This window comes from Streptococcus sp. 2021WUSS126, assembly GCF_044427255.1.
GTDB classification, from domain to species: domain Bacteria; phylum Bacillota; class Bacilli; order Lactobacillales; family Streptococcaceae; genus Streptococcus; species Streptococcus hashimotonensis.
Genome location: NZ_JAOTGI010000009.1, coordinates 50,056 through 76,078, shown reverse-complemented (window position 1 = coordinate 76,078; position 26,023 = coordinate 50,056). Strand labels below are relative to the sequence as shown.

The 26,023-nt window shown below is 41.3% G+C and carries 19 protein-coding genes and 1 riboswitch; of the genes, 2 read left to right on the top strand and 17 right to left on the bottom strand.

Annotated elements, in window-relative coordinates; translation table 11 throughout:
* Positions 1 to 135: 135 nt before the first annotated feature.
* From ODU39_RS05440 to hprK, 11 genes are all read right to left on the bottom strand, one after another.
* Positions 136 to 1,260: an aminotransferase gene (locus ODU39_RS05440; RefSeq protein WP_398580037.1), complete on the bottom strand. Its 1,125-nt coding sequence runs from the start codon at positions 1,258 to 1,260 to the stop codon at positions 136 to 138.
* Between the two features lie 635 nt (positions 1,261 to 1,895).
* On the bottom strand, positions 1,896 to 4,658 hold the full coding sequence (locus ODU39_RS05435; RefSeq protein WP_398580038.1) for a G5 domain-containing protein: 2,763 nt from the start codon (positions 4,656 to 4,658) through the stop codon (positions 1,896 to 1,898).
* 572 nt (positions 4,659 to 5,230) lie between these two features.
* Entirely contained in the window at positions 5,231 to 11,707 is a 6,477-nt protein-coding gene (locus tag ODU39_RS05430) for a YPDG domain-containing protein (protein WP_398580039.1), read from the bottom strand.
* Positions 11,708 to 12,499: 792 nt separating this feature from the next.
* Complete coding sequence (locus ODU39_RS05425) at positions 12,500 to 13,261, bottom strand: nuclear transport factor 2 family protein (RefSeq protein WP_398580040.1); 762 nt, start codon at positions 13,259 to 13,261, stop codon at positions 12,500 to 12,502.
* Between the two features lie 9 nt (positions 13,262 to 13,270).
* Positions 13,271 to 14,782, bottom strand: coding sequence for an ABC transporter permease/substrate-binding protein (locus ODU39_RS05420; protein WP_398580041.1), 1,512 nt, complete (start codon positions 14,780 to 14,782; stop codon positions 13,271 to 13,273).
* Positions 14,782 to 15,513, bottom strand: a complete 732-nt coding sequence (locus tag ODU39_RS05415; RefSeq protein WP_024386439.1) for an ABC transporter ATP-binding protein — start codon at positions 15,511 to 15,513, stop codon at positions 14,782 to 14,784. Before ODU39_RS05415 ends, ODU39_RS05420 begins: the two co-directional genes overlap by 1 nt.
* The gene (locus ODU39_RS05410) at positions 15,506 to 15,955 is read right to left on the bottom strand and encodes a MarR family winged helix-turn-helix transcriptional regulator (RefSeq protein ID WP_105257029.1); all 450 of its coding nucleotides are present in this window, start codon (positions 15,953 to 15,955) and stop codon (positions 15,506 to 15,508) included. Before ODU39_RS05410 ends, ODU39_RS05415 begins: the two co-directional genes overlap by 8 nt.
* A 415-nt stretch (positions 15,956 to 16,370) precedes the next feature.
* Positions 16,371 to 16,907, bottom strand: a complete 537-nt coding sequence (locus ODU39_RS05405; protein ID WP_002936752.1) for a YtxH domain-containing protein — start codon at positions 16,905 to 16,907, stop codon at positions 16,371 to 16,373.
* Positions 16,891 to 17,301, bottom strand: coding sequence for a DUF948 domain-containing protein (locus ODU39_RS05400; RefSeq protein WP_024376744.1), 411 nt, complete (start codon positions 17,299 to 17,301; stop codon positions 16,891 to 16,893). The genes ODU39_RS05405 and ODU39_RS05400 overlap by 17 nt, the downstream gene beginning before the upstream one ends.
* A gap of 13 nt (positions 17,302 to 17,314) precedes the next feature.
* On the bottom strand, positions 17,315 to 18,091 hold the full coding sequence (gene lgt / locus ODU39_RS05395) for a prolipoprotein diacylglyceryl transferase (RefSeq protein WP_398580042.1): 777 nt from the start codon (positions 18,089 to 18,091) through the stop codon (positions 17,315 to 17,317).
* A gap of 1 nt (position 18,092) precedes the next feature.
* Positions 18,093 to 19,025: an HPr(Ser) kinase/phosphatase gene (hprK, locus tag ODU39_RS05390; RefSeq protein ID WP_398580043.1), complete on the bottom strand. Its 933-nt coding sequence runs from the start codon at positions 19,023 to 19,025 to the stop codon at positions 18,093 to 18,095.
* A gap of 214 nt (positions 19,026 to 19,239) precedes the next feature.
* Between hprK and manA the strand changes: the two genes are divergently transcribed.
* Positions 19,240 to 20,184 (top strand): mannose-6-phosphate isomerase, class I, encoded by a 945-nt coding sequence (gene manA / locus ODU39_RS05385; protein ID WP_398580067.1) that lies wholly within the window; start codon positions 19,240 to 19,242, stop codon positions 20,182 to 20,184.
* 42 nt (positions 20,185 to 20,226) lie between these two features.
* Here manA and ODU39_RS05380 read toward each other — a convergent pair whose 3' ends face one another.
* From ODU39_RS05380 to ODU39_RS05355, 6 genes are all read right to left on the bottom strand, one after another.
* Positions 20,227 to 20,499: a PspC domain-containing protein gene (locus ODU39_RS05380; protein ID WP_002936774.1), complete on the bottom strand. Its 273-nt coding sequence runs from the start codon at positions 20,497 to 20,499 to the stop codon at positions 20,227 to 20,229.
* Positions 20,489 to 21,250 (bottom strand): hypothetical protein, encoded by a 762-nt coding sequence (locus tag ODU39_RS05375; protein ID WP_024384992.1) that lies wholly within the window; start codon positions 21,248 to 21,250, stop codon positions 20,489 to 20,491. Before ODU39_RS05375 ends, ODU39_RS05380 begins: the two co-directional genes overlap by 11 nt.
* 69 nt (positions 21,251 to 21,319) lie before the next feature.
* On the bottom strand, positions 21,320 to 21,754 hold the full coding sequence (locus ODU39_RS05370) for a SprT family protein (protein ID WP_398580044.1): 435 nt from the start codon (positions 21,752 to 21,754) through the stop codon (positions 21,320 to 21,322).
* The gene (locus tag ODU39_RS05365) at positions 21,741 to 23,897 is read right to left on the bottom strand and encodes a Tex family protein (protein ID WP_398580045.1); all 2,157 of its coding nucleotides are present in this window, start codon (positions 23,895 to 23,897) and stop codon (positions 21,741 to 21,743) included. The genes ODU39_RS05370 and ODU39_RS05365 overlap by 14 nt, the downstream gene beginning before the upstream one ends.
* Positions 23,898 to 23,978: 81 nt before the next feature.
* On the bottom strand, positions 23,979 to 24,821 hold the full coding sequence (locus tag ODU39_RS05360) for an aldo/keto reductase (protein WP_398580046.1): 843 nt from the start codon (positions 24,819 to 24,821) through the stop codon (positions 23,979 to 23,981).
* 115 nt (positions 24,822 to 24,936) lie between these two features.
* Positions 24,937 to 25,452 (bottom strand): QueT transporter family protein, encoded by a 516-nt coding sequence (locus tag ODU39_RS05355; RefSeq protein ID WP_172013420.1) that lies wholly within the window; start codon positions 25,450 to 25,452, stop codon positions 24,937 to 24,939.
* Positions 25,450 to 25,552, bottom strand: a riboswitch (PreQ1 riboswitch). Its footprint overlaps the gene before it by 3 nt.
* 28 nt (positions 25,553 to 25,580) lie before the next feature.
* Between ODU39_RS05355 and ODU39_RS05350 the strand changes: the two genes are divergently transcribed.
* The gene (locus ODU39_RS05350) at positions 25,581 to 26,018 is read left to right on the top strand and encodes a GtrA family protein (RefSeq protein WP_024384996.1); all 438 of its coding nucleotides are present in this window, start codon (positions 25,581 to 25,583) and stop codon (positions 26,016 to 26,018) included.
* Positions 26,019 to 26,023: the final 5 nt, after the last annotated feature.

Genomic DNA, 26,023 nt, shown 5'->3' with positions numbered 1-26,023 from the left:
GGAGTAGAACAATTTCTAGTTTCTCAGAGACAGACTTTGGACTTCTTTTGGACATAATAAAACTCCCTTTATAGTTTCTAGTGAAAATTTTTGTTTTTTCACTGTCCACTATAAGGGGAGTATATCACACCTGAGCTAGTTTTCTTTATCAAATCTTCTTAAAAATTGGGATAGTTTTTCTAATCCTTTGATTAGAGTTTCTTGTTCACAGGCAAAACCTAGACGGACATAGCCGTCACGTTCAAATCGATTACCAGGAACTAGGAGAACACCGTATTCCTGCAGAAGTTGCAAGCAAAAATCTTCCATAGGCATATCCACTGCAATCTTGACAAAGCTGGTAGAAACAACCGCTGGGCGAATATAGGAAACGAGGGGTTCATTCTCAATCCATTGGTCCAAAATTGCTAGATTTTCTTCTAAAATACGCCGATTTCGTTCTAGAATTTCTTGATAATGGGCCAAAGCTAATTGAGCCACCAAATCGTCAAAGACACCTGCACAAATCATAGTGTAATCCCGATAATCTCTCAATATATCTGTCACTTCAAGATTGGCAGCCACCCAACCAATGCGAATACCTGGCAGGGAGTAGGTCTTGGATAAGCTATTTACAGCAATTCCTTTATCATAGACTTCTATAATAGATGGCACATCCAGCTCAGAAAAGGAACGATAGACTTCATCCGAGAGTATGTAAGCCCCAACTTCACCAGCAATTTCCGCCAATTCTTCCAAATAAGTCCTATCCATGACAGCACCAATTGGATTATTGGCATTGTTGATGCAAATCATCTTAGTATTAGGACGAATGAGCTGACGTAGTTTTTCCAAGTCTGGCAACCAGCCATTTTCCTCCTCAATCTGCCACAAATCCACTTCTGCTCCCAAGGACTTTGGAATATCGTAGAGTTGTTGGTAGGTCGGATAAAGGGAAATGACATGGTCTCCTGGTTCAATCAAACTATAAAGAACTAACAAGTTGGCCCCTGTTGCCCCGTTGGTCTGGAGAATTTGTTCTGGCTTGACGCCTGTATAGAGTTGACTGACCGATTTTTTAAATGCTGGCGAACCTTCTATCCAGCCATAGTTGAGCTTGGTCCCCTGCAATTTCTCATAAAAATCCTCAGGATTGGTGCCCGACAAGGCAAACAGTTCCTCCAAAGTCAATGAAGAAATGGACACCCCTGCTATATCATAAATCGCGCTATTTTCATGGACATTCAGCCATTCCTCAACGCCAAAACGTGGTAATTTCATAAGACTTCCTACTTTTATTTATTCTGCCCTTATTGTACCATATTACTTAAAATTACGTATAAATATACAAACATTCCCAAGTAAAGTACTTTTCTGTAAGAAATAGTTTGTCGCTAATCAAGTTAATTTTTTGAGAGAATACTGATTGTATCATCATTTAGTTTCTATTTTACTACTTCGACGAGTGAAAAACTCCAGTGGATTGTTTGAACACGCCTTGCCTGATTGAAACAGTTAGGGAGTCGTTTTAATCCGCCGCCTCACAGTAGTCAGGCTTAAAAGTCTATTTTGGGTTCACCAATACCAATAGCAGATGCCACAAAGAACTTTCACTTCATCCCCGACGTACCAAAAAGGAATATATGATTGCCACACTCTCATATTCTACTCAATAAACATCAAAAGTAGCCTTAAAAACAAAATTAAAGATAGAACCAGGGTTCACCAATGCAAGTTGACAACGGATAATCTGTACCGCCCAATAATGGAGTATATTGAAAAAAAGTCCCAAAATTACGATTTAATTCTGGAACTTTTCCTACCTAACAAATAATCTTTAATCCATTTCAGTTGACTGAATCATTAGATCTTTAGTATTAGCACGACTTGCTGATACAAAAAGGATTTACAGTGTTCTACATCTTTTGTTTTAATTTCGAGAAAATCAGATTTTTTTGATTCTTAACATAAACCAAAACACTAATCATTGCGATACCAACTACTGCGAAAAAAGTCTGTAAGCTCCCTTTATTTTCTCCGGTTTGAGGAAGTCTCTTAGGTTTTAGAACATCATCTGTATTTGTACCATTAATTACCTTATTTTTAGCAGTGTACTCCCGAGATTCCCCTAAGTCAGATGTAGAAACCAAGTCTAATGAACCAGCAGCAACCTCTCGAACATCATCTATCGTCTGGGCTCCAATACTAATCACATTAGTTTTTCCTGTTACACCGGCAACTTGCTCAGACTCTTGACCAACTGGAAGAGTAGGGTCGTCTTGATAAAGAGTATCAAAAGGGATTTCTTTCTCCGTGATAACAGCTTCGGCAAGGTCTGCACTCTGAGCAGCTGCTAACTTCGTACCAACTCTAACAATACGATCTACTTTGGCAGTGGTAATGACCTCTGTCGTCTGGTCTCCAATACTAATCACATTGATTTTTCCTGTTACACCGGCAACTTGCTCGAACTCTTGACCAACTGGAAGTGTGGGATCCTCTTGATAAAGGGTATCAAAAGGGATTTCTTTCTCCGTGATAACAGCTTCGGCAAGGTCTGCACTCTGAACAGCTGCTAACTTCGTACCAACTCTAACAATGCGATCTACTTTGGCTGTGGTAACGACCTCTGTCGTCTGGTCTCCAATACTAATCACATTGATTTTTCCTGTTACACCGGCAACTTGCTCGAACTCTTGACCAACTGGAAGTGTGGGATCCTCTTGATAAAGGGCATCAAAAGGGATTTCTTTCTCCGTGATAACAGCTTCGGCAAGGTCTGCACTCTGAACAGCTGCTAACTTCGTACCAACTCTAACAATGCGATCTACTTTGGCTGTGGTAACGACCTCTGTCGTCTGGTCTCCAATACTAATCACATTGATTTTTCCTGTTACACCGGCAACTTGCTCAGACTCTTGACCAACTGGAAGTGTGGGATCCTCTTGATAAAGGGTATCAAAAGGGATTTCTTTCTCCGTGATAACAGCTTCGGCAAGGCCTGCACTCTGAGCAGCTGCTAACTTCGTACCAACTCTAACAATGCGATCTACTTTGGCAGTGGTAACGACCTCTGTCGTCTGGTCTCCAATACTAATCACATTGGTTTTTCCTGTTACACCGGCAACTTGCTCAAACTCTTGACCAACTGGAAGTGTGGGATCGTCTTGATAAAGGGTATCAAAAGGGATTTCTTTCTCCGTAATGACAGCTTCAGGAAGGGCTACACTTAGAGAGGTTGGATAGTCTTTCTTATGCACTTTTACAGGAATTTGCAGTACATCATAGCTATTGTCAGAATACAAAACTTGTACAGTTGCAAGATAATCTCCCTCTTTATTCGTATTAACAGTGCCTTTTGGAGTAATATCTTGTATAGTTATAGTATTAGGGAGGTCCTTAGAATTGGTAAGATTATCATTAAAATCTACTTCTTCTCCCTCAAAAATTTCTTCATTAGAAAAAATTGGTTCATAGACATTTGCTTCTGGCAATGTAAAATAATATAAATTAGCTAATTTGGGATCAATGTAACCTGTCTCATTAATGCTTTTCTTGTCCCCCGTTGTAAAGTCATATTGCCCATTCATTAACGGTTCTAAGAAAGATCTAGAACCGTGCCCCGCCACGGATTTACCAACAAATTTTGTGCCAGAAAAATGCCCAACACCATTAGTAATTAAAGTATCATTATCTGTTGCATAATGAATCGATTTTCCTTCATTTGTCAGCTGGTCTCCTATTGCAGCAATACCATTGAGATTGCTAACAAGGCCTTTTATTTTTGGGGCATTAAATGTGTAGGATTTTTTTGCCCAATCATAGTTCTTTTGATTAGCATAAATAAAACCACGTTGCGCAAGATAACCACCTAGAGAATGTCCTGTCAAATACAAATTATTGATTTGCGTGGACTGCTGAAGCTGATCCATCAATCTTTCAATACTATTTGCCTGTTTGGGATTTGTTGCAAAGAAAATACTAAGATCATCATCCACATCGGAAGTTCCTTTTGTACCCCTAATTGCAAGGACTTGCACTTCACCAGCATTGATAAATGGATAATTAGAAGTCGTCTCGAACAAAACTGCATCAAATCCATTATTTTCATGGAAAGTTCTTACCATTCGCCAGTATGGAGAGAGTTCCTTATGCATCATAGCATACTCTTGTCTACCATCATAAAGAGTATCAAGTGGCTGTAGTGGATCTAGTACCTTTCTTATATAATCATCGTCTCTATAAGCCAATTCCATAAACATGGCCATCTCTCTAGACGTAACATCCCATTTCAAGGGATCTGTCAATTGAGGATGGGAATCAGTAACCGTCCGCTCCGTGCCATCTGAAAAACCATCACCATCACTGTCTTTAAGAAATGGATGACTATAATAACCGAAATAAGTAGTTTTGTCTTTCTCATAGGTATAGATTTCTTCTTTATTTGCTAAACCATCACCATCATTATCATTATCTGGCAGAATATCACTACCAAGTAAAAGAGAGTCTACTTGACGATTTTCTAATGTGATTTTCCCTTCTGAAATCTTTATTGCATTTTCCAAGGTAAGTACTTGTTTTATAATTTCAGCACTAATGTTCCAACCACTACTAATGTCTACTGTCACAAGACTTGTTAATATGAGCGCTGAATATAATTTAATTTTATTTTTTTTCACTTTTTTTCCTCATTAATTCCTCTTATGCTAAGTCGCAACTGCACAAGATAAGTTATCAATACACAACTGATTATATCACAGCACTTTATGAAAAGCTAACATTATCACAAATCAAGCGTGCCATTCCAACAAAAAATACATGTATTTATTATATAGGTCTATAATTTCTTCAGAGTGTTTTTATGATATTTACAATTTTCTAAGAATAGCATCTCACCCCCAAGGAATTGAGTCTTATTTTACAGTAAAAATGAGGTTATTTCTCCTCAACAAGCTACCTATCCAACATCTTTTTCACCATTTAACTAAGTTATTTTTTATTATCAAAAACCTTTATATAATAGCAAAAATTCTTGTTCATTCAAGCCAACTCTTTCAATCTCCGCAGAAGAGGGGGTGACATCAAAATACCCTCCAGTTTTGTTTTTTCTAACAGTATACTGAAGAAGGGAGTGATTGGATAGATACCTCGTTATTTGGGTGATTATTCGTACAACAAACCACCTCCAAGAATAAATCTCGGAGGTTGTTTTGTATATTTAAAAGTGGAGATTATGGGTTCTTAAACCTAATTATTCTTCACCTTTTTTACGACGCTTACCTGCAAAGGCAAGTGTTGCAATCAACATGCCTACACCAAGAGCTGAAACTGCAACAGTGCTTGTTTCACCTGTATTTGGTAGTTGAGCTGTCGTAGATTTCGTTGACTTAGTTTCGGTCGATTTAGGTGTTACTGTCACACCAGCGTTCGGAACTTTTGGATCAGTACCTTTTTCTTTTTCGACTTCATCTGAGATGCCATCGTTGTCATCGTCAGTGTCAGTCACATCTGGCATACCGTCGCCATCTGTGTCGCGTTGGATGGTAACTGGAACGTCAATTACTTTAGACTCGCCATCTGTTGTAACAGTAACTGGGATAGTGATCTTACGTTCTTCTTCGTCTTTACCCCAATCGTCTACTTTTGGTGTGCCTACAAGGTTACCATTGCCATCTACTGATACGCCATTGACCGGAGCAGATGGAGTGATTACTGTCTTAGGTGATTCCGGTTTGACAACTTGGGTGCCTTCCGGAACTGGTTGACCTTCAAGAACATCTTTAGGCGTTACGGTTACACCTGTATTAGGAGACTTAGGATCGGTGCCGTTTTCCTTCTCTACTTCATCAGTAATACCGTCGTTATCATCATCCTTATCAGTCACATCTGGCATACCATCGCCATCTGTGTCGCGTTGGATTGTAACTGGAACGTCGATTACTTTAGACTCGCCATCTGTTGTAACAGTAACTGGGATAGTGATCTTACGTTCTTCTTCGTCTTTGCCCCAATCGTCCACTTTTGGTGTACCTACAAGATTACCATTACCATCTACTGATACGCCGTTGACTGGAGTAGATGGAGTGATTACTGTCTTAGGTGATTCTGGTTTGACAACTTGAGTGCCATCTGGAACCGGTTGACCTTCAAGAACATCTTTAGGTGATACTGTTACACCTGTATTAGGAGACTTAGGATCGGTGCCGTTTTCCTTCTCTACTTCATCAGTAATACCGTCGTTGTCTTCATCAGTATCAGTCACATCTGGCATACCGTCGCCATCTGTGTCGCGTTGGATTGTAACTGGAACGTCAATTACTTTAGATTCGCCATCTGTTGTAACAGTAACTGGGATAGTAATCTTACGTTCTTCTTCGTCTTTACCCCAATCGTCTACTTTTGGTGTGCCTACGAGGTTACCATTGCCATCTACTGATACGCCGTTGACTGGAGCAGATGGAGTGATTACTGTCTTAGGTGATTCTGGTTTGACAACTTGGGTGCCATCTGGAACTGGTTGACCTTCAAGAACATCTTTAGGTGTTACTGTCACGCCAGCGTTCGGTACTTTTGGATCAGTACCTTTTTCTTTTTCGACTTCATCTGAGATACCATCGTTGTCATCGTCAGTATCAGTCACATCTGGCATACCATCACCATCTGTATCGCGTTGAATGGTGACTGGTACATTAACTACTTTAGATTCGCCATCTGTTGTAACAGTGACTGGGATAGTGATTTCACGTTCTTCTTCGTCTTTGCCCCAATCGTCTACTTTTGGTGTACCTACAAGATTACCATTGCCATCTACTGATACACCGTTGACTGGCTCAGATGGAGTGATTACTGTCTTAGGTGATTCTGGTTTGACAACTTGGGTGCCATCTGGAACTGGTTGACCTTCAAGAACATCTTTAGGCGTTACTGTCACACCAACGTTCGGTACTTTTGGATCAGTACCTTTTTCTTTTTCGACTTCATCTGAGATACCATCGTTGTCATCGTCAGTATCAGTCACATCTGGCATACCGTCACCATCTGTGTCGCGTTGGATTGTAACTGGAACGTCGATTACTTTAGACTCGCCATCCGTTGTAACAGTGACTGGGATAGTAATCTTACGTTCTTCTTCATCTTTGCCCCAATCGTCTACTTTTGGTGTACCTACAAGGTTACCATTGCCATCTACTGATACACCATTGACTGGAGTAGATGGAGTGATTACTGTCTTAGGTGATTCTGGTTTAACAACTTGAGTGCCATCCGGAACTGGTTGACCTTCAAGAACATCTTTAGGCGTTACTGATATGCCCACATTCGGAACTTTTGGATCAGTACCTTTTTCTTTTTCGACTTCATCTGAGATACCATCGTTGTCATCGTCAGTATCAGTCACATCTGGCATACCATCACCATCTGTATCGCGTTGAATGGTGACTGGTACATTAACTACTTTAGATTCGCCATCTGTTGTAACAGTGACTGGGATAATGATTTCACGTTCTTCTTCGTCTTTGCCCCAATCGTCTACTTTTGGTGTACCTACAAGGTTACCATTGCCATCTACTGATACACCATTGACTGGAGCAGATGGAGTGATTACTGTCTTAGGTGATTCTGGTTTGACAACTTGAGTGCTATCCGGAACTGGTTTGCCTTCAAGAACATCTTTAGGCGTTACGGTTACACCTGTATTAGGTTTTGTTGGATCTTTTGGAGCTGGATCTTCTGTATCTAGAATACCATCATTATCATCATCTTTATCGATTACGTCTGGCATACCATCGCCATCTGTATCACGTTGGATTGTAACTGGAACGTCAATTACTTTAGATTCGCCATCTGTTGTAACAGTGACTGGGATAGTAATTTCACGTTCTTCTTCATCTTTGCCCCAATCGTCCACTTTTGGTGTACCTACAAGATTACCATTACCATCTACTGATACGCCGTTGACTGGAGCAGATGGAGTGATTGCCGTCTTAGGTGATTCTGGTTTGACAACTTGGGTGCCATCTGGAACTGGTTGACCTTCAAGAACATCTTTAGGCGTTACTGATATGCCCACATTCGGAACTTTTGGATCGGTACCTTTTTCTTTTTCGACTTCATCTGAGATGCCATCGTTGTCATCGTCAGTATCAGTCACATCTGGCATACCGTCGCCATCTGTGTCGCGTTGGATCGTAACTGGTACGTCGATTACTTTAGATTCGCCATCTGTTGTAACAGTAACTGGGATAGTGATCTTACGTTCTTCTTCGTCTCTGCCCCAATCGTCTACTTTTGGTGTGCCTACAAGGTTACCATTGCCATCTACTGATACACCGTTGACTGGCTCAGATGGTGTGATTGCTGTCTTAGGTGATTCTGGTTTGACAACTTGAGTGCCATCCGGAACTGGTTTGCCTTCAAGAACATCTTTAGGCGTTACGGTCACACCAGCGTTCGGTACTTTTGGATCAGTACCTTTTTCTTTTTCGACTTCATCTGAAATACCGTCGTTATCATCATCCTTATCGGTCACATCTGGCATACCGTCACCATCTGTATCGCGTTGAACAGTAATTGTAATGGTTTTGATTACTGGTTTATTGTCTTTGTCGACAATCGGATTACCTTTATCATCCTTAGCTTCAACTGTTACAGTGAAATCACGTTTCTCTTCATCTTTGCCCCAATTTGTAATCTTCTTAGGAGTTCCTGTGACTTCTCCTTTATTTGGATCAAATGTGAGACCATCTGGCAAGCCTGTTACTTTAACTGTTGCCTTTGGATTATCAGATGTTACAGTCACTGGGATTGGTTTAACTGGTTGACCTTCGGTTACTGTAGCATCATCTGCTGTAATAACTGTATTCGTTGCTTTCTTAGGATTTTTATCCTCTGTATCCGGAATACCATCATTATCATCATCCTTATCGGTCACATCTGGCATACCGTCACCATCTGTGTCTAATTGGAACTTAGCTTTCGCATTCTCCACAGTCTTATCTTCATAAGTCACCTTAACTGGTACTTCAATGCTTTCAACTGTCGTGCCATTAGCAACTGTAACTGTTACAACGCCTGTCGTTGGGTTGATCTTTGCAGTATATCCTTCTGGAACTTTGAAATCTGATGGAATTTCATAAGTTGCATTCTTTGGAGCTGCTACTGGTCGACCGCTTGCATCTGTAAATGTAGGTGTTGAGATAGCTGGAGTACCTGGAACGACATTTGTGACTGGATAGTTTGGCTTTGCTTTTACAACATTGCTCAAGGCAGTCGCAAATTTCTCTACTTCTGGAGATCTAACATAGCCATCTAGCTCGGTAGGATCTTGCTTTTCAGCACGAGTAACAACACGATCTCTTGCCGCAAAAGTTTTTCCATCTGGTAAGGTTAGAGTGATATTTCCTGTTTTTGGATTAGTTGATACAGTGACATTCGCCGCATTTTCCTCCGCCACATAAGTTCCATCTGGCTTTTTCACTAATTTAACAGATTTCCCTTGAACTCCGACAAAGATTTGGTCAACGTCAGATTTTGGAACAAGCTCAACACTTCTGTCACCTTCTTTAAAGTCAGTAATTTCAACTGTACTTACAGTGGCTTTCACAATGACAGTGACTTCCTCCTCTTTGTAGACGTTAGAATCTGTAACAACTCTGACTGTAAATACATAAGTACCGGCTTTAAGTTTAGACAAATCTTCATTCTCATTCTTCAAGAGAACTTTACGGTACCCCTTGCCTTCTGCTACGTTAGCTACACCACCTGTATTGACTTCTACTTGGCTTAGAATATCGCTTTCAGTGACACCTTCCCAGTCTTCTTTGATTACAGTACCTTTAACGGCAGTATCCAAAACATAGGTCATGTATTTATTGTTGGAAAGGACATCGGTTACATTGTCCTTATTATCTGTCACTTTCAGTCCGCGAGAATAATAACCAAGTTTGTCTACAGAAGCAGTACCGTATGCGTTTCCGTCTTTGTCTACTGAATAACCTAATGAACTTGGTTGGTTAACTTCGACAGACTTAATACCTTCTGGATCTACTAAGTCAGCGATTTTTACCTTATCCAAACCATCTGGCTTATTAGAGCTATCAACTGTCTTAATTGGTGTCTTATTGAAGATAAAGATGTCGTGCTTATTGGTAGCTGTTGATGGTGTATTTTCTTCTATCGGACCAGCACCCTTCAAGAAACCGTCATCAGTGATGATTTTTCTATCTCCATAACGTTGCTCTTGAGTTAAACGGGTTAGAGTATCATCCCAGTCAGGGTTAGTGGGTGAGGCTGAAGAACGTAAATCATTCTCCGTATCTAGGTAGGTACGAGAAGCGGCAGAGCGTACATATAGGGTGTGATTTGGTCCGTGGGTAATAACTTCAATAACATAATCAGCCGCCCCTACATCTCTCCATGATTCATCATAGAGAATTACGCGGTTAGCACCCGATCCCTTGGAGGGTTTTTCATTCGGTGCAAAAGCATCATTGCCTCTGGACCCAAAATAGTTACTCAATTCCCCCTCAAAGTTGATATAACCGAGTTTGTCTTGATAGTTATATACCGTCAAGTCTGGTGAACCAGAAGTGATTTTAATATCACCCCCACCAGCAGTATTATTAAACTTATCACTAGTAGCAATTACCATATACTGCCAATGCCACTTAGATTTGGAATCATGGGTAATCACCCATTTGACCATATCTAAGCCTTCTGAGTCTTTACCAATATATTGAGATGTAACTGACTTGATACCATATTTCCAATCGGATGGACGATTTAAAACTTCCACAGGGTCCGCAAGGGCTGTTGCACCTAATTGAGCCGTGATGACACCATCTGGACTAAATTTGCGCAATTCCACAGCTAGCGCTTCTACGTTTGTACGAACCGAATCAATCTGTTTATACAACTGTTCAACCGTTGCGGCTGAATTTGCCAGTAATACTTCTGACTGATTAGCTACCAAACGAGCATTTGTCACTACAGTTTTTAGCAATGAATTATTGGATTCAGTTGTTGCAACCAATCTCTCACCCTGTGAGGCAAGAACTGCCGCTTCAGATGACACTTGGGCTAAAAGATGTTTTACGTCTTCAATAGTTGCTGGCTCTGTAGCTGCCCTTGCTTTAAATTCAGCTGGTACAGCTGATGACGTTGAGATTGCAGTATCAATTGGTAAAGTTGAGGTTGTTACGCTTGCTGTCTCCGCTGCTTGCTTCACAACTTTGAAAACAATTTTTGTACTTCCTCCTTCTACTACTCCAGAATTAATCGTTGCCACTTCATTGGCTGCTAGTTGATACCCTTCCGGTAGCTCGGCTGTCTCAGTCACAACTGCAATCGCAATAGAGTCTTTTGTAGTCAAGGAAACTGATTTGGCTACTGTAGCTACAGCAGTACCAGTTTCATCTTGATATTCAACTGTATAGTCAATTTTTGTTGCACGCTCTACCACATCCTTAGAGGACACAGCATCTGTTGCAGTCGTATCTGTTGATGTTGTTGCATCAGTGGATACCTCCGTTTTATCAGTAGATAAACTTATTGTCTCAGCAACAGAATTTGATGGCGCTGTATCCATCGTCAATGCTGAAACTTCCATACCTCCCGACAAAGCAAGCGATACCCCAAGTAATACACTTGCGGCTCCACAATGATACTTACGAATTGAAAAACGTTGCTTGGCATTGTACCAATCAAATTTTTTCGGTCGTTTTCGTTCCATGTTAACGATCTCCTTCTTTATTAAAAAACATAACCAGAGCAACTGACATTGATACTTCAAACTATTTCTACAGTTTGCCTCACTTTAGGACAGTTTTATAAATTTATAAAAAGATAACTTAAAACTATAATTATTAAATGCCATTCACTACTAGCTTGTTTATTTTAACACCCTATCTTCAAATTTGTCAAGGTTTTATGCGTTTTTTAAAGAAATAAACTTGCTTTTAAAGTGAATATTTTTCCTGTTTTATCTGTATTTTTATTCGTTTGAAGACTAATACTATTATTTCACCCAAAAGCCATTCTTTAGAAGCCTTATAGAATAAGCATTCTGAACTTAACAAATATAAAATTTAATATATTTCTAAATGTATATGTTTAAATTTTTTCTAGAATTTTTCAAATTCCCCTTTGATTTGCACATAGCATTACGTGTAAAAAGGATTTCATTTTATAGATACACTATGTTTGCTTTATTTCAAACTTTCAACGCTCCCCCACAGACTGTTTGACGGAAGCTACGCTCGTTTCCCGCTTCAATTAAAATTTGAACAAACAAAAATAGCTTAAAATCAACGTTTTTGACGACGTAATTCTAAGCTATTTTCTATATTTTAAGTCTTTTCGCGCAGCCTCAAAGATTAAATAGGATTTGCAGAGCACATTTCCACGGTTTGTGTTTTACACTCCAAATCTGACCTCTATGACTGTTACAAACAAAGTATTTCCAACTACCAGTTAACTTAATGGCATTAACAAAAGCATATGCCTACTTTCATCATTTAATGGATTAAAACTTCCCTAAATTGGTCAAGTCTTTTTTGTCTGGCATGACTTCCTTGTTGTCCCAGTGCTCAACAATCTTTCCGTCTTTGAGGCGGTAGATGTCAAAGTGAGCGTAGTCCTGACTTGCAATCCAGACTTTTGAATAAGCCACGACATAGTCCCCCTGTCCCATCACCTTAAAGACAAAGTCGTAATTGACTTGATTCTCTACAAGATAGTCCTTGTAGGCTGCACCGCCTTGGGCAATTTCTTGGTTATGCTGAATCAGATCAGCTGACACGTAGTCCTCGAACTTGTCGATTTCCCCATTTTGTAGGACATCGACCAAGAAACGACGGACGATTTTCTTGTTGTCCTCGGTCTTGTCTAGGTCAGTCAGCTCAAAGTCTGCGTAAATCGGATCTGTTTCACCAATGGTTTTTGGATAGGCATCGATAACATCCCAATGCTCGACGATACGACCATTTTCATCCGAACGGAAGATGTCCGCCGTCACCCACTCAGCTTCACCGTCATTGAGTTTCTGGTGAACATGGACAAAGACAAAATTCCCGTCCTCAATGGCACGCACAATGGTGATTTCCCGCTTGGGATTGCGTTTGAAAAAGTCCTCAAAGAAAGCCACAAAGCCCTCTTTCTCATCAGGCACACCCGTACTGTGCTGGGTATAACTAGCTCCCATATAGTTTTCATGAACTTCCTTGATTTCCCCGTCCCGAATGCCACGAAGGTAAAGATTTTTAGCGTTATCTAGTTGATGTGACATGATGTTCTCCTATTTTAACAATCCTTCTCGTTCCAAATATTCCCTCGCCACTTGCTCTGCCGACTTGCCTTCCACATCGACCGCATAGTTCATCTGGGTCATTTCCTCGGTCGAAATTTTGCCTGCCAAGACCCCTAGGACTTGCTCCAACTCAGGATATTTCTCTAGGGTTTCTTTAGACAATAGCGGAGCGGCCTGGTAAGGTGGGAAGAGCTGTTTGTCGTCTTCTAGGATTTTCAATTTGTAAGTGACTACCTTGCTGTCTGTCGAGAAGGCTTCAACAATCTGCACATCTCCGTTTTTAATAGCTTCATAACGAAGGGCTGGCTCCATGGTCTTGACATTAAGTTGGAGATTGTATAGATTTTTTAGACCGATATTACCATCTTCGCGGTCATTAAACTCTAAAGAGAAGCCTGCGACAGCTGTCTGTTGCACTTTTGCCAAATCCGAAATCTTTTCAATCCCATTTTTCTGAGCATAATCTTCCGTTACAGCCAAAGCATAGGTATTCTGGAAAGCCATTGGTGCCAGGTAAACCAAGCCATCCTGCTCCAGAATCGCTTCTTTAGCGTAAGCATAAACCTCCTCAGGATTCGTTGATAAATCCGTTGATGAATTTTTCAAAAGAGTACTTGTAATGGTCCCTGTGTACTCAGGATAAATATCAATAGAACCTGATTTGAGTGCTTCATACAGGAAGCTAGTCTTTCCGAAATTAGGTTTTATCTCCACCTTGATGTCTGTCTGGTCCTCAATCAGCAACTTATACATATTGATGAGAATTTCAGGTTCTGCACCGAGCTTCCCTGCAATGACCAACTGCTTTGTGGAAAAGTTAAGCATGGGAACATAACTAGCTCCAACAGTAAATAAAGTCACCAATAGAGCCAACAAAATTGTCTTGGGTTTCTTGTCCTGCAACAGACGAATGCCGTAACCGAAAAGTACTGCAAGGACAGCCGACGATACCGCACCAATCAAAATCAAGGCTGAATCATTGCGGTCAATTCCAAGTAGAATAAAGGAGCCAAGGCCCCCAGCCCCCACCAAGGCTGCCAGAGTCGCCGTTCCGATAATCATAATGGAAGCTGTCCGAATCCCTGACATCAAAATAGGCATGGCAAGTGCTAACTTAAATTTTTTCAACTTCTCCCATTTATTCATACCAAAAGCGGTTGCTGCTTCTTCCAGAGAAGGGTCGATTTCTCCAAGGCCTGTCAATGTCCCCTGCAAGATAGGAAAGATAGCATAAATAACGAGTGCTACTACTGCTGGCAAGGTTCCGATTCCCATAAAAGGAATGAAAAGACCAAGCAAAGCAAGGGATGGAATAGTTTGGAAGATACCTGTTATTTGCAGACTCCACTCAGTCAAGCGTTTTTTACTAGATAGAATCAGTCCCAAAGGTACTGCAATTGCAATCGCAATAATCAAAGCTAGAAGGGAGATGCGAAGGTGTTCAAAAAGAGCGATTCCCCACTCATCCTTGCGTTCTATAAAGGTTTCAAATAGGTTCATTACATACCTCCTCGAGCTCTGATAAATTCCTTGACAAAATCATTGGCAGGATGATTCCTCAATTCATCAGGACTTCCTAATTGCACAACTTGTCCATCTTGCATGAGACAGATGCGATCCGCTAATTTAACCGCCTCATCCATATCATGAGTAACGAAAACCGTTGTCATCTTGAATTCCTCATGTAATTCCTTAATCAAGTCCTGCAACTGAGCCTTACTGATTGGATCCAGAGCTGAGAAAGGTTCGTCCATGAGCAAGACCTTTGGATTTGCAATGATGGCCCGCAAAATCCCGATCCGCTGTTTTTCTCCCCCTGACAAGTCCTTGGGCAAACGATCCAGATAGCTGTCTGGTTCCAAGCCAACCTTGGTCAAGAGCTCTCTCGTCCTCGTCAAGGTTTCTTCCTTACCCAAACCTTTCATTTCAGGAATAAGAGCGATATTTTCAGCCACTGTCATATTTGGAAAAAGGGCTATCTGCTGAAGAACATAACCTGTCTCCAAACGTAATTCACGCAGGTCGAAATCCTTAAGCCGCTTACCTTGAAAAAAAACCTCTCCCTCGGTCTGCTCAATTAGACGGTTAATCAATTTCAACGTAGTTGTCTTTCCACTACCACTCGGTCCAATTAAGACAAAGAATTCCCCTTCTTGAATATCAAAGGTCAAATTTTTCAAGATTGGTCCGCTAACCTTACAGGTCAGGGATACATTTTGATAATCAATCATCATTTTCTCCTTTTAAAATAGCCATGAGACTCTGACTGTAGCGCTGAATTAATCCTAGCATAAGCTCCTGTTCCTCCTGACTGAGTTGAGACAGCGCCTTATTTTCCGCCTCCTCTAAGGGATCCAAAATGCGACTAGCAAATTGTTGCCCCTCCTCTGTCAATTTAATTTTCTTATGTCGCTTATCTGCTGGATTCTCCTCTAAAACTACCAGGCCTCCATCCAAAAATTTCTTTACAGTAGCATTGACAACTTGTTTGCTTGAATAGGTCTTCTTACTGACCCAGTTTTGCGTCACACCTCCGGGATTATAATAAATCCACATGAGAATGGATAAACATTTTGCATTGAGTCCATGTCCACGAGCATAGTCTTCATAAAGACCGACTTGCTGGTCAAACATACGAGCATAATCCTTACTCCTTTTCTCAACTTCCATCATCCTTCCCCCTCCTCAGTGAGCACAACTACCTTACTAAAAGCCTCTGGTCTACTAGTGTTCAAAACAACAACAATTTTCACAACGACTTCCTCCTGTAATCATGTTAGTCAATATTTTTTACTATTTTACCAAAAAAAGAAAAATAGTCAATCATTTTGACTATTTTGAGACATCAACTACCTTATTATAGATTCCCGTCTTCATCCATTCAAACATATTAAATCCCTGAAATTATCTGCTTTTATACTCTTCTAAAATCAAAATTATCCGTTGTCAACTTGCCTTGATGAACTCCAGTTCTATCTTCGGCTTCGTTTCCTAGGCTACTTTTGATTTTCATTGAGTATTAATTTACACAAAACAAATGATAATCAGATAACAAAACTAGCCTAGAAAATTCTAAGCTAGTTTCATTTTATCCTTCAACTGTTTCTGAGGCAGTTTCGCTTGCTACTTCTGAAACGGTTTCTGATACAGGTTCGATGATGACATCATCAATTGTAAGCTCAATATCTTCAGACACAACTACAGCATCCTCAATATCTTCTTCTGTCAAATCCACTGTCGGAGCTTTAGCAGTTTTTGCCTTGATAGCTTCCAAAATGTCAGCCGTTGACAAGTTTTGTTCCGCAATTTTTTCCTTGATTTGCTCAAATGTTTCCAAGGATTTTTCTTTACCAGACTTGACCAAATCTTCTACTGTCAATTCACCAGTTTCAAGTTGAGTTTTTACTTCGGTAAATCGTTCAGTCGCTTGTTTGCCTAAATCTTGTGCCTTATTGACAAAATCAGCATTGATTTCTTCATGGTTTTCTTTATAGTCATTAGCAAAGTTTACAACTTTTTCTTTGACTGTTTTACCAGTTTTACTTGCTAGAAAAGCAGCTGCAGCAGCTCCGCCTGCTGCCCCTAACAAAAGGCTAGTCCACACGCTACTAGATTTTTTTACCATTTTTTTCTCCTTTCTTACCTAAGAGAGATGAGAGAGTTGACAGAGCTGAAAGAGCTCCGCCGGCTTTTACAGTACTTGCTCCAGCAGACTTAGCTTTGACTGTCAAATCACGCGCTGAAGCATTCAAATCTGATACAGAAGTTGACAAGTCAGCTACCGCTACAAAAAGAGGATCAAGGGTCGAAACCTTACCATTTACATCTTCGACTAAGACATTGGTTTTAGCCAAAAGCTCGTTGGTCTGATAGAGAGTCACATTGACATCGCTGGTCAAGACCTTAAGCGTTTGCTGGGCTTCATCTGTTACCGTACCCAATTTTTTCAACAACAAAACAATATATACTGCCACCGCCGCGATGGACAAGGCAATAATCAAGACAGAAATTTCAATAATCATATCTTCTCCTTTAGGGTTGATAGAATGGAACAGAAGACTTTCTTCTCCGCAACACAACCATGATAATACCAACGAGGATTAACACCCCAGATAGCCATTGTGAAATACGTATTCCCAAGAACATGAGGCTGTCCGTCCGCAAGCCTTCTATCAAAAGGCGACCACAACCATACCAGACTAGGTAGAAAGCTGTAATTTCTCCCTGTTTAAGGAATTTTGGCCGTCTACGTAACACACAAACCAAGCCAAAGCCTAGCAAATTCCAAAGAGACTCAAACAAGAAGGTTGGTTGACGGTAGGCACCATCAATATACATCTGGTCTCGGATAAAGGCTGGCAGGTAGTTCAAACTTTCTACTGCCTTACCATAGGCCTCTTGGTTAAAGAAATTTCCCCAACGACCGATTGCTTGAGCAATCATGACCGATGGCGCTACAATATCCAAAAAATCCAGGGTATTAATAAAGCGATACTGGGTAAAGAAATAAAGGACGATTGCACCTGTAATCAAACCACCATAGATGGCAATACCACCGTTCCAGATAGCGAAGATAGATAAAATGTTATCCTTATATTCACTCCATGAAAAGGCTACATAGTAAATCCGTGCCCCTATAATCGAGAGCGGAAATGCGATTAGAATAAAATCTAAAATATCATCCTGACGGATTTTCTTTCGTGGTCCCTCTTTTGTCGCCAGATAAACACCTAGAATCAGACCAAGCAAAATGCAGATTGCATACCAACGAATTTCTAAGGGACCTAATTTAATCGCAATAGGATCCATATTAAGCCTCTTCTCTATTGTGTTCAATTAGATTTGACAAGCGTTCTTCGAAGATCTTCGTTGCATCAAACCCCATCTGTTTGGCACGGTAGTTCATGGCTGCAGCTTCAATTACGACAGAAATATTTCGACCAGTTTTTACAGGAATACGTATTTGTGGAATAGCAATTCCTGCTATTTCAATAGTATCGCAAGAGTTTCCCAAACGGTCAAATACCTTACCTGTTTCAAAATTTTCAAGATAGACAGCTAATTGCACTTCTGATGAATCTTTCACGGCACTAGCACCGTATAGACTCATGATGTCGATAATGCCGACTCCTCGAATCTCTAATAAGTGGCGCAGAATTTCCGCAGGTTCACCCCAGAGAGTGACATCGTCTTTTGCATAGACATCAACACGGTCATCAGCCACCAATCGGTGTCCTCGTTTAACCAACTCAAGACCAGTCTCACTCTTACCGATACCAGAATCGCCCTGGATAAGCACACCCATACCGTAAATGTCCATCAAGACACCGTGTACACTCGTCCGCTGAGCCAGGCGACTATCCAAGTAAGAAGACAATTCTCCCGATAGACGACTGGTTGCTGTCTTGCTTCGACAGATAGCAATTTGTTTTTCTTTTGCAGCCTTGTACATCTCCTCAGGGATTTCCAAACCACGTGCCACTATGACAACAGGAGTTTCTGGCTGGAACATCTGAGAAAGAACCTGATAGCGGTTATGGGCAGTCATGGCCATCAAATAAGACCACTCCTTCATCCCTATCAACTGGATGCGCTCTGGAGCATAGTAATCAAAATAGCCAGTCATTTCCAATCCTGGTCGGGTAATATCTGCCGTCGTAATTTGCTTTTGCAGGAGCTCTTCCGTACTGTAAGCACATTCAATCCGCAGATTATCGACCAAATCTTTCACATAAACGGTCATTTCTTCCCTCACTTTCAGTTTTATTATATTATACCATAAGCTAGGGGTTGGGGGAAAAACAAGTGGCTGATTTGGTAAAAAGAATGAGTTTCTTTCTTTTTCTCACAAAATTAGCAAAACTTCCACAGATTAAATGCACTTCCCTCCCAGTGCTACATATTTCTAACAAATCTGTTATACTTTATATAGATTAATACTTACTACTAAGGAGAAAATCATGGAACCATTGTTTCTCACACCTGTTATGCACGAAAAAATTTGGGGGGGCAATCGCCTAAGGACCAACTACCACTACGACATTCCTAGTGAAAAGACTGGTGAATGCTGGGCTATTTCTGCCCATCCAAATGGCGTAACAACTGTCTCAAACGGTCAATATAAAGGAAGAGGACTGGATGACCTCTATAAGAATGAAAAACATTTATTTGGCAATCCAACAGATGATGTCTTTCCATTATTAACAAAAATCCTTGATGCAGACGATTGGCTTAGCGTCCAAGTCCATCCCGATGATAGCTATGGCTTAGCTCACGAAGGGGAACTGGGCAAGACAGAATGTTGGTACATTTTAGAAGCCGAAGACGGAGCTGAAATCATTTATGGCCACAATGCCCAATCCAAAGAAGAACTCCGTCAGCAAATCGAAGCTGGAGATTGGGACAAGCTGTTGACCCATGTACCTGTCAAAAAGGGTGATTTCTTCTTTGTACCAAGCGGCACCATGCACGCCATTGGTAAGGGAATCCTTATTTTAGAAACCCAACAATCTAGCGATACAACCTACCGTGTCTATGACTTTGACCGCCGTGACGATGCAGGCAACCTCCGTGAACTACACATTGAGAAATCGATTGATGTACTGACCATCGGACCTGTTGCTAATTCAACACCTGCCCACCTCAAAGCGGGCAATCTTGACTCAACACTTCTGGTTGCCAATCCCTTCTTTACCGTATATAAATGGAATATCCAACAAGAAATCAAAATGGAACAGACAGTTCCCTACCTGCTTGTCAGTGTCATCGAAGGGGAAGGTGCCATCCAAGTCGGTGAGACCAACTACCCACTTCAAAAAGGAAGCCACTTTATCTTACCAGCCAATGTGACAGACTGGACCTTTACAGGCCAAATGGGCATCATCGCCAGCCACACAAACTAAGCATACAAAAAACTTGAGCCTTTAAACTCAAGTTTTTTTGCATTATTCAAACCAAGACTTATTTATCTTTTCCGCTTCTTTTATCTTACGTGGACCTGTTCCATAGCGTTCCGCGTCCCTATCTTCCTTATAAGGTAAAAAATAAGCTGCTGCAATATAGAGAGCAATCAGAAGGAGGAAGGATTTGCCTAAGAGGAGACCTGCAATAAATATCGCGCGTGTTACCCAGGATTCCCAGCCCAATTTATGCGCTATGCCGGCAAGAACCCCAGATACTATCTTCCCCTGCCTTACTTTATATAATTCAATTGACATCTTTTATTCCTTTCACGTAAAATCCCCCTTGACCTGTTTGTACCTTCAAGAAAAGTAAATCATTGCCAGATTTTTCAAACTGATAGGGACTATTTTTCTTTTTCCGGTTAACCAAGACATGACCTGATTGCGACTCAATCTGCCCCCGAATTCCCTGGCCTTTGCCAGTTTGTAAAGTCAAGGGAGCCTGAGCTAGTTGCACATACAAGTGTTGGGGATAACCACCGCAAGTCGTCAAGCGAATATCCTGTTGTTTTTTATCCCTTGAACTGCGGATAGAAATATCTTCAAATGGTAAGTAATCCAAGCGAGCATCTGCTTGACCAAGTTCTACATCTAGTACTGACATCCATTCCTGAGGTAAGTTGATTGTCAAACGACAGGCCAAACTACTGTGAAAATAAAGCCCCTTTTTTTCAACATAAAGACGAGGAAGCTTATCTTCTGGTGCATCTTGATTATAGCAAATCTCCACACTAATCTGATTATTTTTAGACTTAGCCAAAGTTAGACGCCCCTCAGATAATTTTAAAAAGAGTGATTCAATCCCTTCAAAACTATAGGATTGTTTCAATTTGGAGGAAGCAAAGACCTTAAAACTTGGCAAGGTAAAATTCAATTTTACTTTTTCTTCCACAAAAAGAAAGTCTGGTTCTTGATTCATTTCCTTAAAACAGGCACGCGCCTCTTCCTTGGTCAAGACACCTTTTTCATATAACTCAATTAAGCGTTCTTCTCTCTTTTGCGTCATAGACTCACCTCAATTCTACTCTAGTATATCACATTTCTCCACAAAAAAATCAGCCCGAAGACTGATTCTCTATTCTTTCAAAGTAAGTTTGCCCCTACACTTCCCACATCGGTATTTTTTTAGGTCAATGCGGCGCTTGCGCTGGTAGACTTGTCCACAGGACTGACAGCTATAAAGCAGGCTTGGCTTGGCAGTTTGTTCCAGTTTGGGAGCATAGCGCAGGCCGTCCACCGCAGCCAGCAGTTCCTTGAAGTCCCTATCTCCATGCCGATAGCCTTTCTTCTCAAAGTAAAGATGGTAATGGCAGAGCTCGTGGCGGACAATCTTCCGAAAGACTTCTAAGCCTTGCTCCTCCAAGTGCTTGGGATTGAAATCCAAATGCCCATCTCTTGGAAAAAAGCGACCACCTGTTGACCGCAATCGCCTGTTCCAGACAGCCTGATGCCGAAATTCCTTACCGAAGTCTTGCAAGGAAACTTCTTGCACATACTTATTCAGATCCATTTGGTTTCAAAAGGCTAAGACCGATTCGGTTGCGTTTGATGTCCACTTCAACCACCCATACGGTTACAATTTCCCCAACAGCGAGGACTTCGCTAGGATGCGGTAAGGCTTGTTGGCGTCCATTCTTATCCCGTTTACGTTTGACCATGCGTGAAATGTGAATCAAGCCATCTTCATGGACACCGATGTCCACAAAGGCTCCAAAGTCCACAATATTGCGGACTGTCCCCTGCAATTCCTGACCTACCACCAAGTCCTTAACATCCAAGACATCTTGACGAAGGACTGGTGCCTCAAAGTCATCCCGTAAATCACGACCTGGCTTGAGCAAGTCTGCGATGATGTCCTTCAAGGTTTCCTGACCGACACCGATTTTTTCAGCCGTATCTGCGATAGCTACCTGCTTCAATTTTTCCTGCGCAGCCTCATCTAAGTGGTCAATCGCTAGAAGTTCTAACAGGTTTTCCACAGCCTTGTAAGACTCGGGGTGCACGCCAGTATTGTCCAAAAAGTTTGTCGCATCTGGAATCCGCAAGAAACCAGCTGCCTGCTCAAAGGCCTTGTCACCCAGACGAGGCACCTTTTTGAGCTGCTGGCGAGAGGTCAGGGCTCCATTTTCCTCGCGGTACTTGACGATATTCTCCGAAATGGTCTTATTGAGACCAGCCACGTGAGCCAAAAGGGCAGGACTTGCCGTATTGACATTGACCCCGACCTGGTTGACCACCGTATCGACTACAAAGTCCAGACTTTCAGACAGAGATTTCTGGTTAACATCGTGCTGGTACTGGCCGACACCGATAGACTTGGGATCGATTTTCACCAGCTCTGCCAGAGGGTCTTGCAGACGGCGGGCGATGGAAATGGCAGAGCGTTTTTCCACAGGGAGGTCTGGGAACTCATATCGAGCCAGTTCAGAAGCTGAGTAGACAGAGGCTCCGCTTTCATTGACGATGACATAAGAAACTTCTGGGAAATCCTTGAGCAAATCAGCGACGAAAGCCTCCGACTCACGGCTGGCCGTTCCATTTCCGATAGCAATAATTTCCACTTGGTATTGCCCAATCAAGTCTGCCAAGTCTTTCTTGGCCTGAGCAATTTGTCGCTGACCAGCCGGCTCAACTGGATAGATGACCTGGGTTGTCAAGAGTTTTCCAGTCTGGTCAACAACTGCCAGCTTAGCCCCTGTCCGAAAGGCAGGGTCAAAACCAAGGACAACCTTGCCTTTGAGGGGAGATACAAGAAGCAGATTTCGTAGGTTTTTAGAGAAGAGCTGGATTGCTCCTTCTTCTGCTTCTTCCGTCAATTCTGTTCGAATACGACGCTCCATAGCAGGCAAAATTTTCTTCTTGATCGCCTGCTGAATGACATCCTTAATATAGCTATTAGACTGTGGAAAACGCAGTTCGAAGAAACGGATCATTTTATCCACATTGTGTTCAAAAGAAACTTTGAGAACGCCTAATTTCTCCCCACGATTGATAGCCAAGGTCTTATAACCCTGCATTTTTGCCACTTTCTCAGAAAAAGCATAGTAAATCTGAAAGACTTCTTTCTCGTCTGCTTCTTGATCCTTTAACTCTGAAGTAAGGCTTGAATTAGTCTGTACTTCATGGTAGACCCAGGCTCGAAGCTTATTGTCTTCTGAGATAGCTTCGACCAAAATATCCACAGCACCTGCCAAACAAGCCTGGGCAGTGTCAAAACCCTCGCAGATAAAAGCAGCAGCCTGTTCTTCCAAGTCAGCCACATTCTGCAAAATTAGACGAGCCAGCGGGAACAGTCCAGCCTCACGCGCCACCGTTGCCTTGGTCCGACGTTTTTCCTTATAAGGCAGGTAGAGCTCTTCCACATCTGCCAGCTTTTCCGCTTCCTCGATAGCCTGACGGAGCTGGTCTGTTAATTTGCCCTGCTCTTCAATCTTGGCAAGAACTGTTGCCTTACGGTCAGCAAGAGCAGTCAAGGCCTTATCCCGATCGATGATGGATTTGATGACCACCTCGTCCAAGTTCCCTGTCACATCCTTCCGATAACGAGCGATAAAGGGAATAGTGTTGCCTTCAGCTGTCAAAGCCAAAACCGTATCAATCTGTTTTAAACTAACGCCCAATTCCTGAGCAATTTTCAAATATTTTTCTTCCATAGCTACTATTATAGCATGAAAGCGGTACAAGTGACTCAATAGAAAAAGCACGTAGATAAACTACATGCTCTCAATAGCTAATTAAAATTCAGCCTGATCCGGGTCAAGTCGACCTTTCACTCCTTCTAGTTTATCCAACTTTGCAACTGCTGTCGGACTAATAGCCAAGCCATCAATTTCCAAATTCGCCTTAATATTTTCTGGACTAGTTGATTTCGGGAGAGGGAGAAAGCCTTTATCTAAAGACCAAGCCAGTGCTAACTGGGCCACACTGCAACCTGCTTCATTAGCTAGTTCTGCTGCTTCTTGACTTTGGAAAAGGGTCCCTGTACCAAATGGGCTATAGGCCTCCAAGAGAATGCCTTTGGATTTGCAGTAAGCAACTAATTCTGACTGAAGAGTTCCTGGAGCTAACATAATCTGATTAGCCATCGGGATAATCTCAGCCGTTTCCAGTAAAGCTTCTAGATGGTGTTCCATAAAGTTAGAAACTCCAATTACTTTCACTTTTCCAGCACGATAGAGCTCTTCTAATGCCTTCCAAACCTGGGCATTCCGTTTTTTCCATCCAATCGTCTCACGACTAGCCTTTGGATTTGGCCAATGAATCAGTAATAAATCCAGATAATCCACCTGAAGTTTTTGCATGGATTCTTCTACTGAAGCAAGGGTATCTTCATAGCCAATCTTATCATTCCAAACCTTAGTTGTTAAAAAAATGTCCTCACGAGCTAGGCCACTATCAGCTATAGCCCGACCAACACTAGCTTCATTGCCATAAATTTGAGCAGTATCAATATGGAGATAACCAGCTTCCAATGCATAAGAAACCGCACCGTACGCCACTTCACCATCTGGTATCTGCCAAGTTCCAAAACCAATTTTAGGAACAGTTACACCATTTGAAAACGTATATCTTGTCATAAAAGACCTCCTATTTCTTCTATCCCCAGTATAAACTAAATTGTCAATCAATACAAAATAATGCGACCTAAAAATAAAAGACACCCGAAAGTGTCTGCTCACATTTATTGTATACTTACTTTTCAAAATTTATTTTCTTGGATAGTTTATCGATAATAACAGCTCCAACTAATAGAGAAAGCAATTCTCCTGCTGCTGTTGTCAACCAAGTTAGAAAGAATGGTAAATCATATAAGACTTTTAATTCTAAAGCAATGGTAAACATAGTTGCCGCAAAAAAGAATGAGAAATAAAAGAAAGCCTTGTTAAATAATCCACCGAATAGATAGTCCTTCTTGTATTTTTCAAACAGAATAACTCCCAAGGTAACGAAGATTAATGTCGAGAATCCACCCACAAAGAGGTCAATCACACCAAAACCAATCAAGTTGGAAATCATGCAACCAATGGTCACAGCGATAATATACTTACGATTATAAAAAGCCAAGAAATTGAGCATTTCAGACAAACGAAACTGAACAGCCCCGAAGGAAATAGCATTCAATGGCGGCGTCAAGGTAAGAGCGACATAAATCGCCGCAACAAGAGCAATTTCTGCCATATCTCTGGCAGTCCATTTAGATGTATTCATAAAATTCTCCTTTAGCGAAAAAGCTTAAAATATGCTTGGGTAAAGTGAGCAAGCCCCAAGGGTCATTGAATTTGTCAACAACGTTGATTAGTATAGCATATTTTTCCTAAAAATGATAGACTAGTCCTATGAAAAAACTATTTTATCAACTCATCAATAACGAAGTGATTCTCTATTTGATTGCAGGTGTGGCAGCAACCCTTGTTTATATGATTACCCGTATGGGACTCTTTCTGTTCATCCCATCCATTCTGCTAGTAACTCTTTTAGCCAATGCAGTAGCTATCCTCTTTGCCTTTTGGACAAATGATCGCTTTGTATTTAAGCAAGTAAGGGAAGGCTGGTTCCAACGCCTCATCAAATTCACTACCGCTCGAATTGTCACTCTTGTTTTGGATATGGCTTTAGCCTATATACTCGTAGCTGCCTATCCACAATTGATTGGACAATTTGTACATAACAACATCAACCTGGTCAATGCCATTGCGACACTTTTCTCGCAAGTCTTAGTTATTGTCCTAAACTACGTTTTAAGTAAATTATTTGTATTTAAAGATAAGAAATGAGGTGG

Excerpts from the sequence above, each read along its gene's own strand:
- ODU39_RS05440 (WP_398580037.1), bottom strand. The coding sequence starts at position 1,260 with ATGAAATTACCACGTTTTGGCGTTGAGGAATGGCTGAATGTCCATGAA.
- ODU39_RS05430 (WP_398580039.1), bottom strand. The coding sequence starts at position 11,707 with ATGGAACGAAAACGACCGAAAAAATTTGATTGGTACAATGCCAAGCAA.
- ODU39_RS05425 (WP_398580040.1), bottom strand. The coding sequence starts at position 13,261 with ATGTCACATCAACTAGATAACGCTAAAAATCTTTACCTTCGTGGCATT.
- ODU39_RS05420 (WP_398580041.1), bottom strand. The coding sequence starts at position 14,782 with ATGAACCTATTTGAAACCTTTATAGAACGCAAGGATGAGTGGGGAATC.
- ODU39_RS05415 (WP_024386439.1), bottom strand. The coding sequence starts at position 15,513 with ATGATTGATTATCAAAATGTATCCCTGACCTGTAAGGTTAGCGGACCA.
- ODU39_RS05410 (WP_105257029.1), bottom strand. The coding sequence starts at position 15,955 with ATGATGGAAGTTGAGAAAAGGAGTAAGGATTATGCTCGTATGTTTGAC.
- ODU39_RS05405 (WP_002936752.1), bottom strand. The coding sequence starts at position 16,907 with ATGGTAAAAAAATCTAGTAGCGTGTGGACTAGCCTTTTGTTAGGGGCA.
- lgt (WP_398580042.1), bottom strand. The coding sequence starts at position 18,091 with ATGGATCCTATTGCGATTAAATTAGGTCCCTTAGAAATTCGTTGGTAT.
- hprK (WP_398580043.1), bottom strand. The coding sequence starts at position 19,025 with ATGACCGTTTATGTGAAAGATTTGGTCGATAATCTGCGGATTGAATGT.
- ODU39_RS05380 (WP_002936774.1), bottom strand. The coding sequence starts at position 20,499 with ATGTCAATTGAATTATATAAAGTAAGGCAGGGGAAGATAGTATCTGGG.
- ODU39_RS05375 (WP_024384992.1), bottom strand. The coding sequence starts at position 21,250 with ATGACGCAAAAGAGAGAAGAACGCTTAATTGAGTTATATGAAAAAGGT.
- ODU39_RS05370 (WP_398580044.1), bottom strand. The coding sequence starts at position 21,754 with ATGGATCTGAATAAGTATGTGCAAGAAGTTTCCTTGCAAGACTTCGGT.
- ODU39_RS05365 (WP_398580045.1), bottom strand. The coding sequence starts at position 23,897 with ATGGAAGAAAAATATTTGAAAATTGCTCAGGAATTGGGCGTTAGTTTA.
- ODU39_RS05360 (WP_398580046.1), bottom strand. The coding sequence starts at position 24,821 with ATGACAAGATATACGTTTTCAAATGGTGTAACTGTTCCTAAAATTGGT.
- ODU39_RS05355 (WP_172013420.1), bottom strand. The coding sequence starts at position 25,452 with ATGAATACATCTAAATGGACTGCCAGAGATATGGCAGAAATTGCTCTT.
- ODU39_RS05350 (WP_024384996.1), top strand. The coding sequence starts at position 25,581 with ATGAAAAAACTATTTTATCAACTCATCAATAACGAAGTGATTCTCTAT.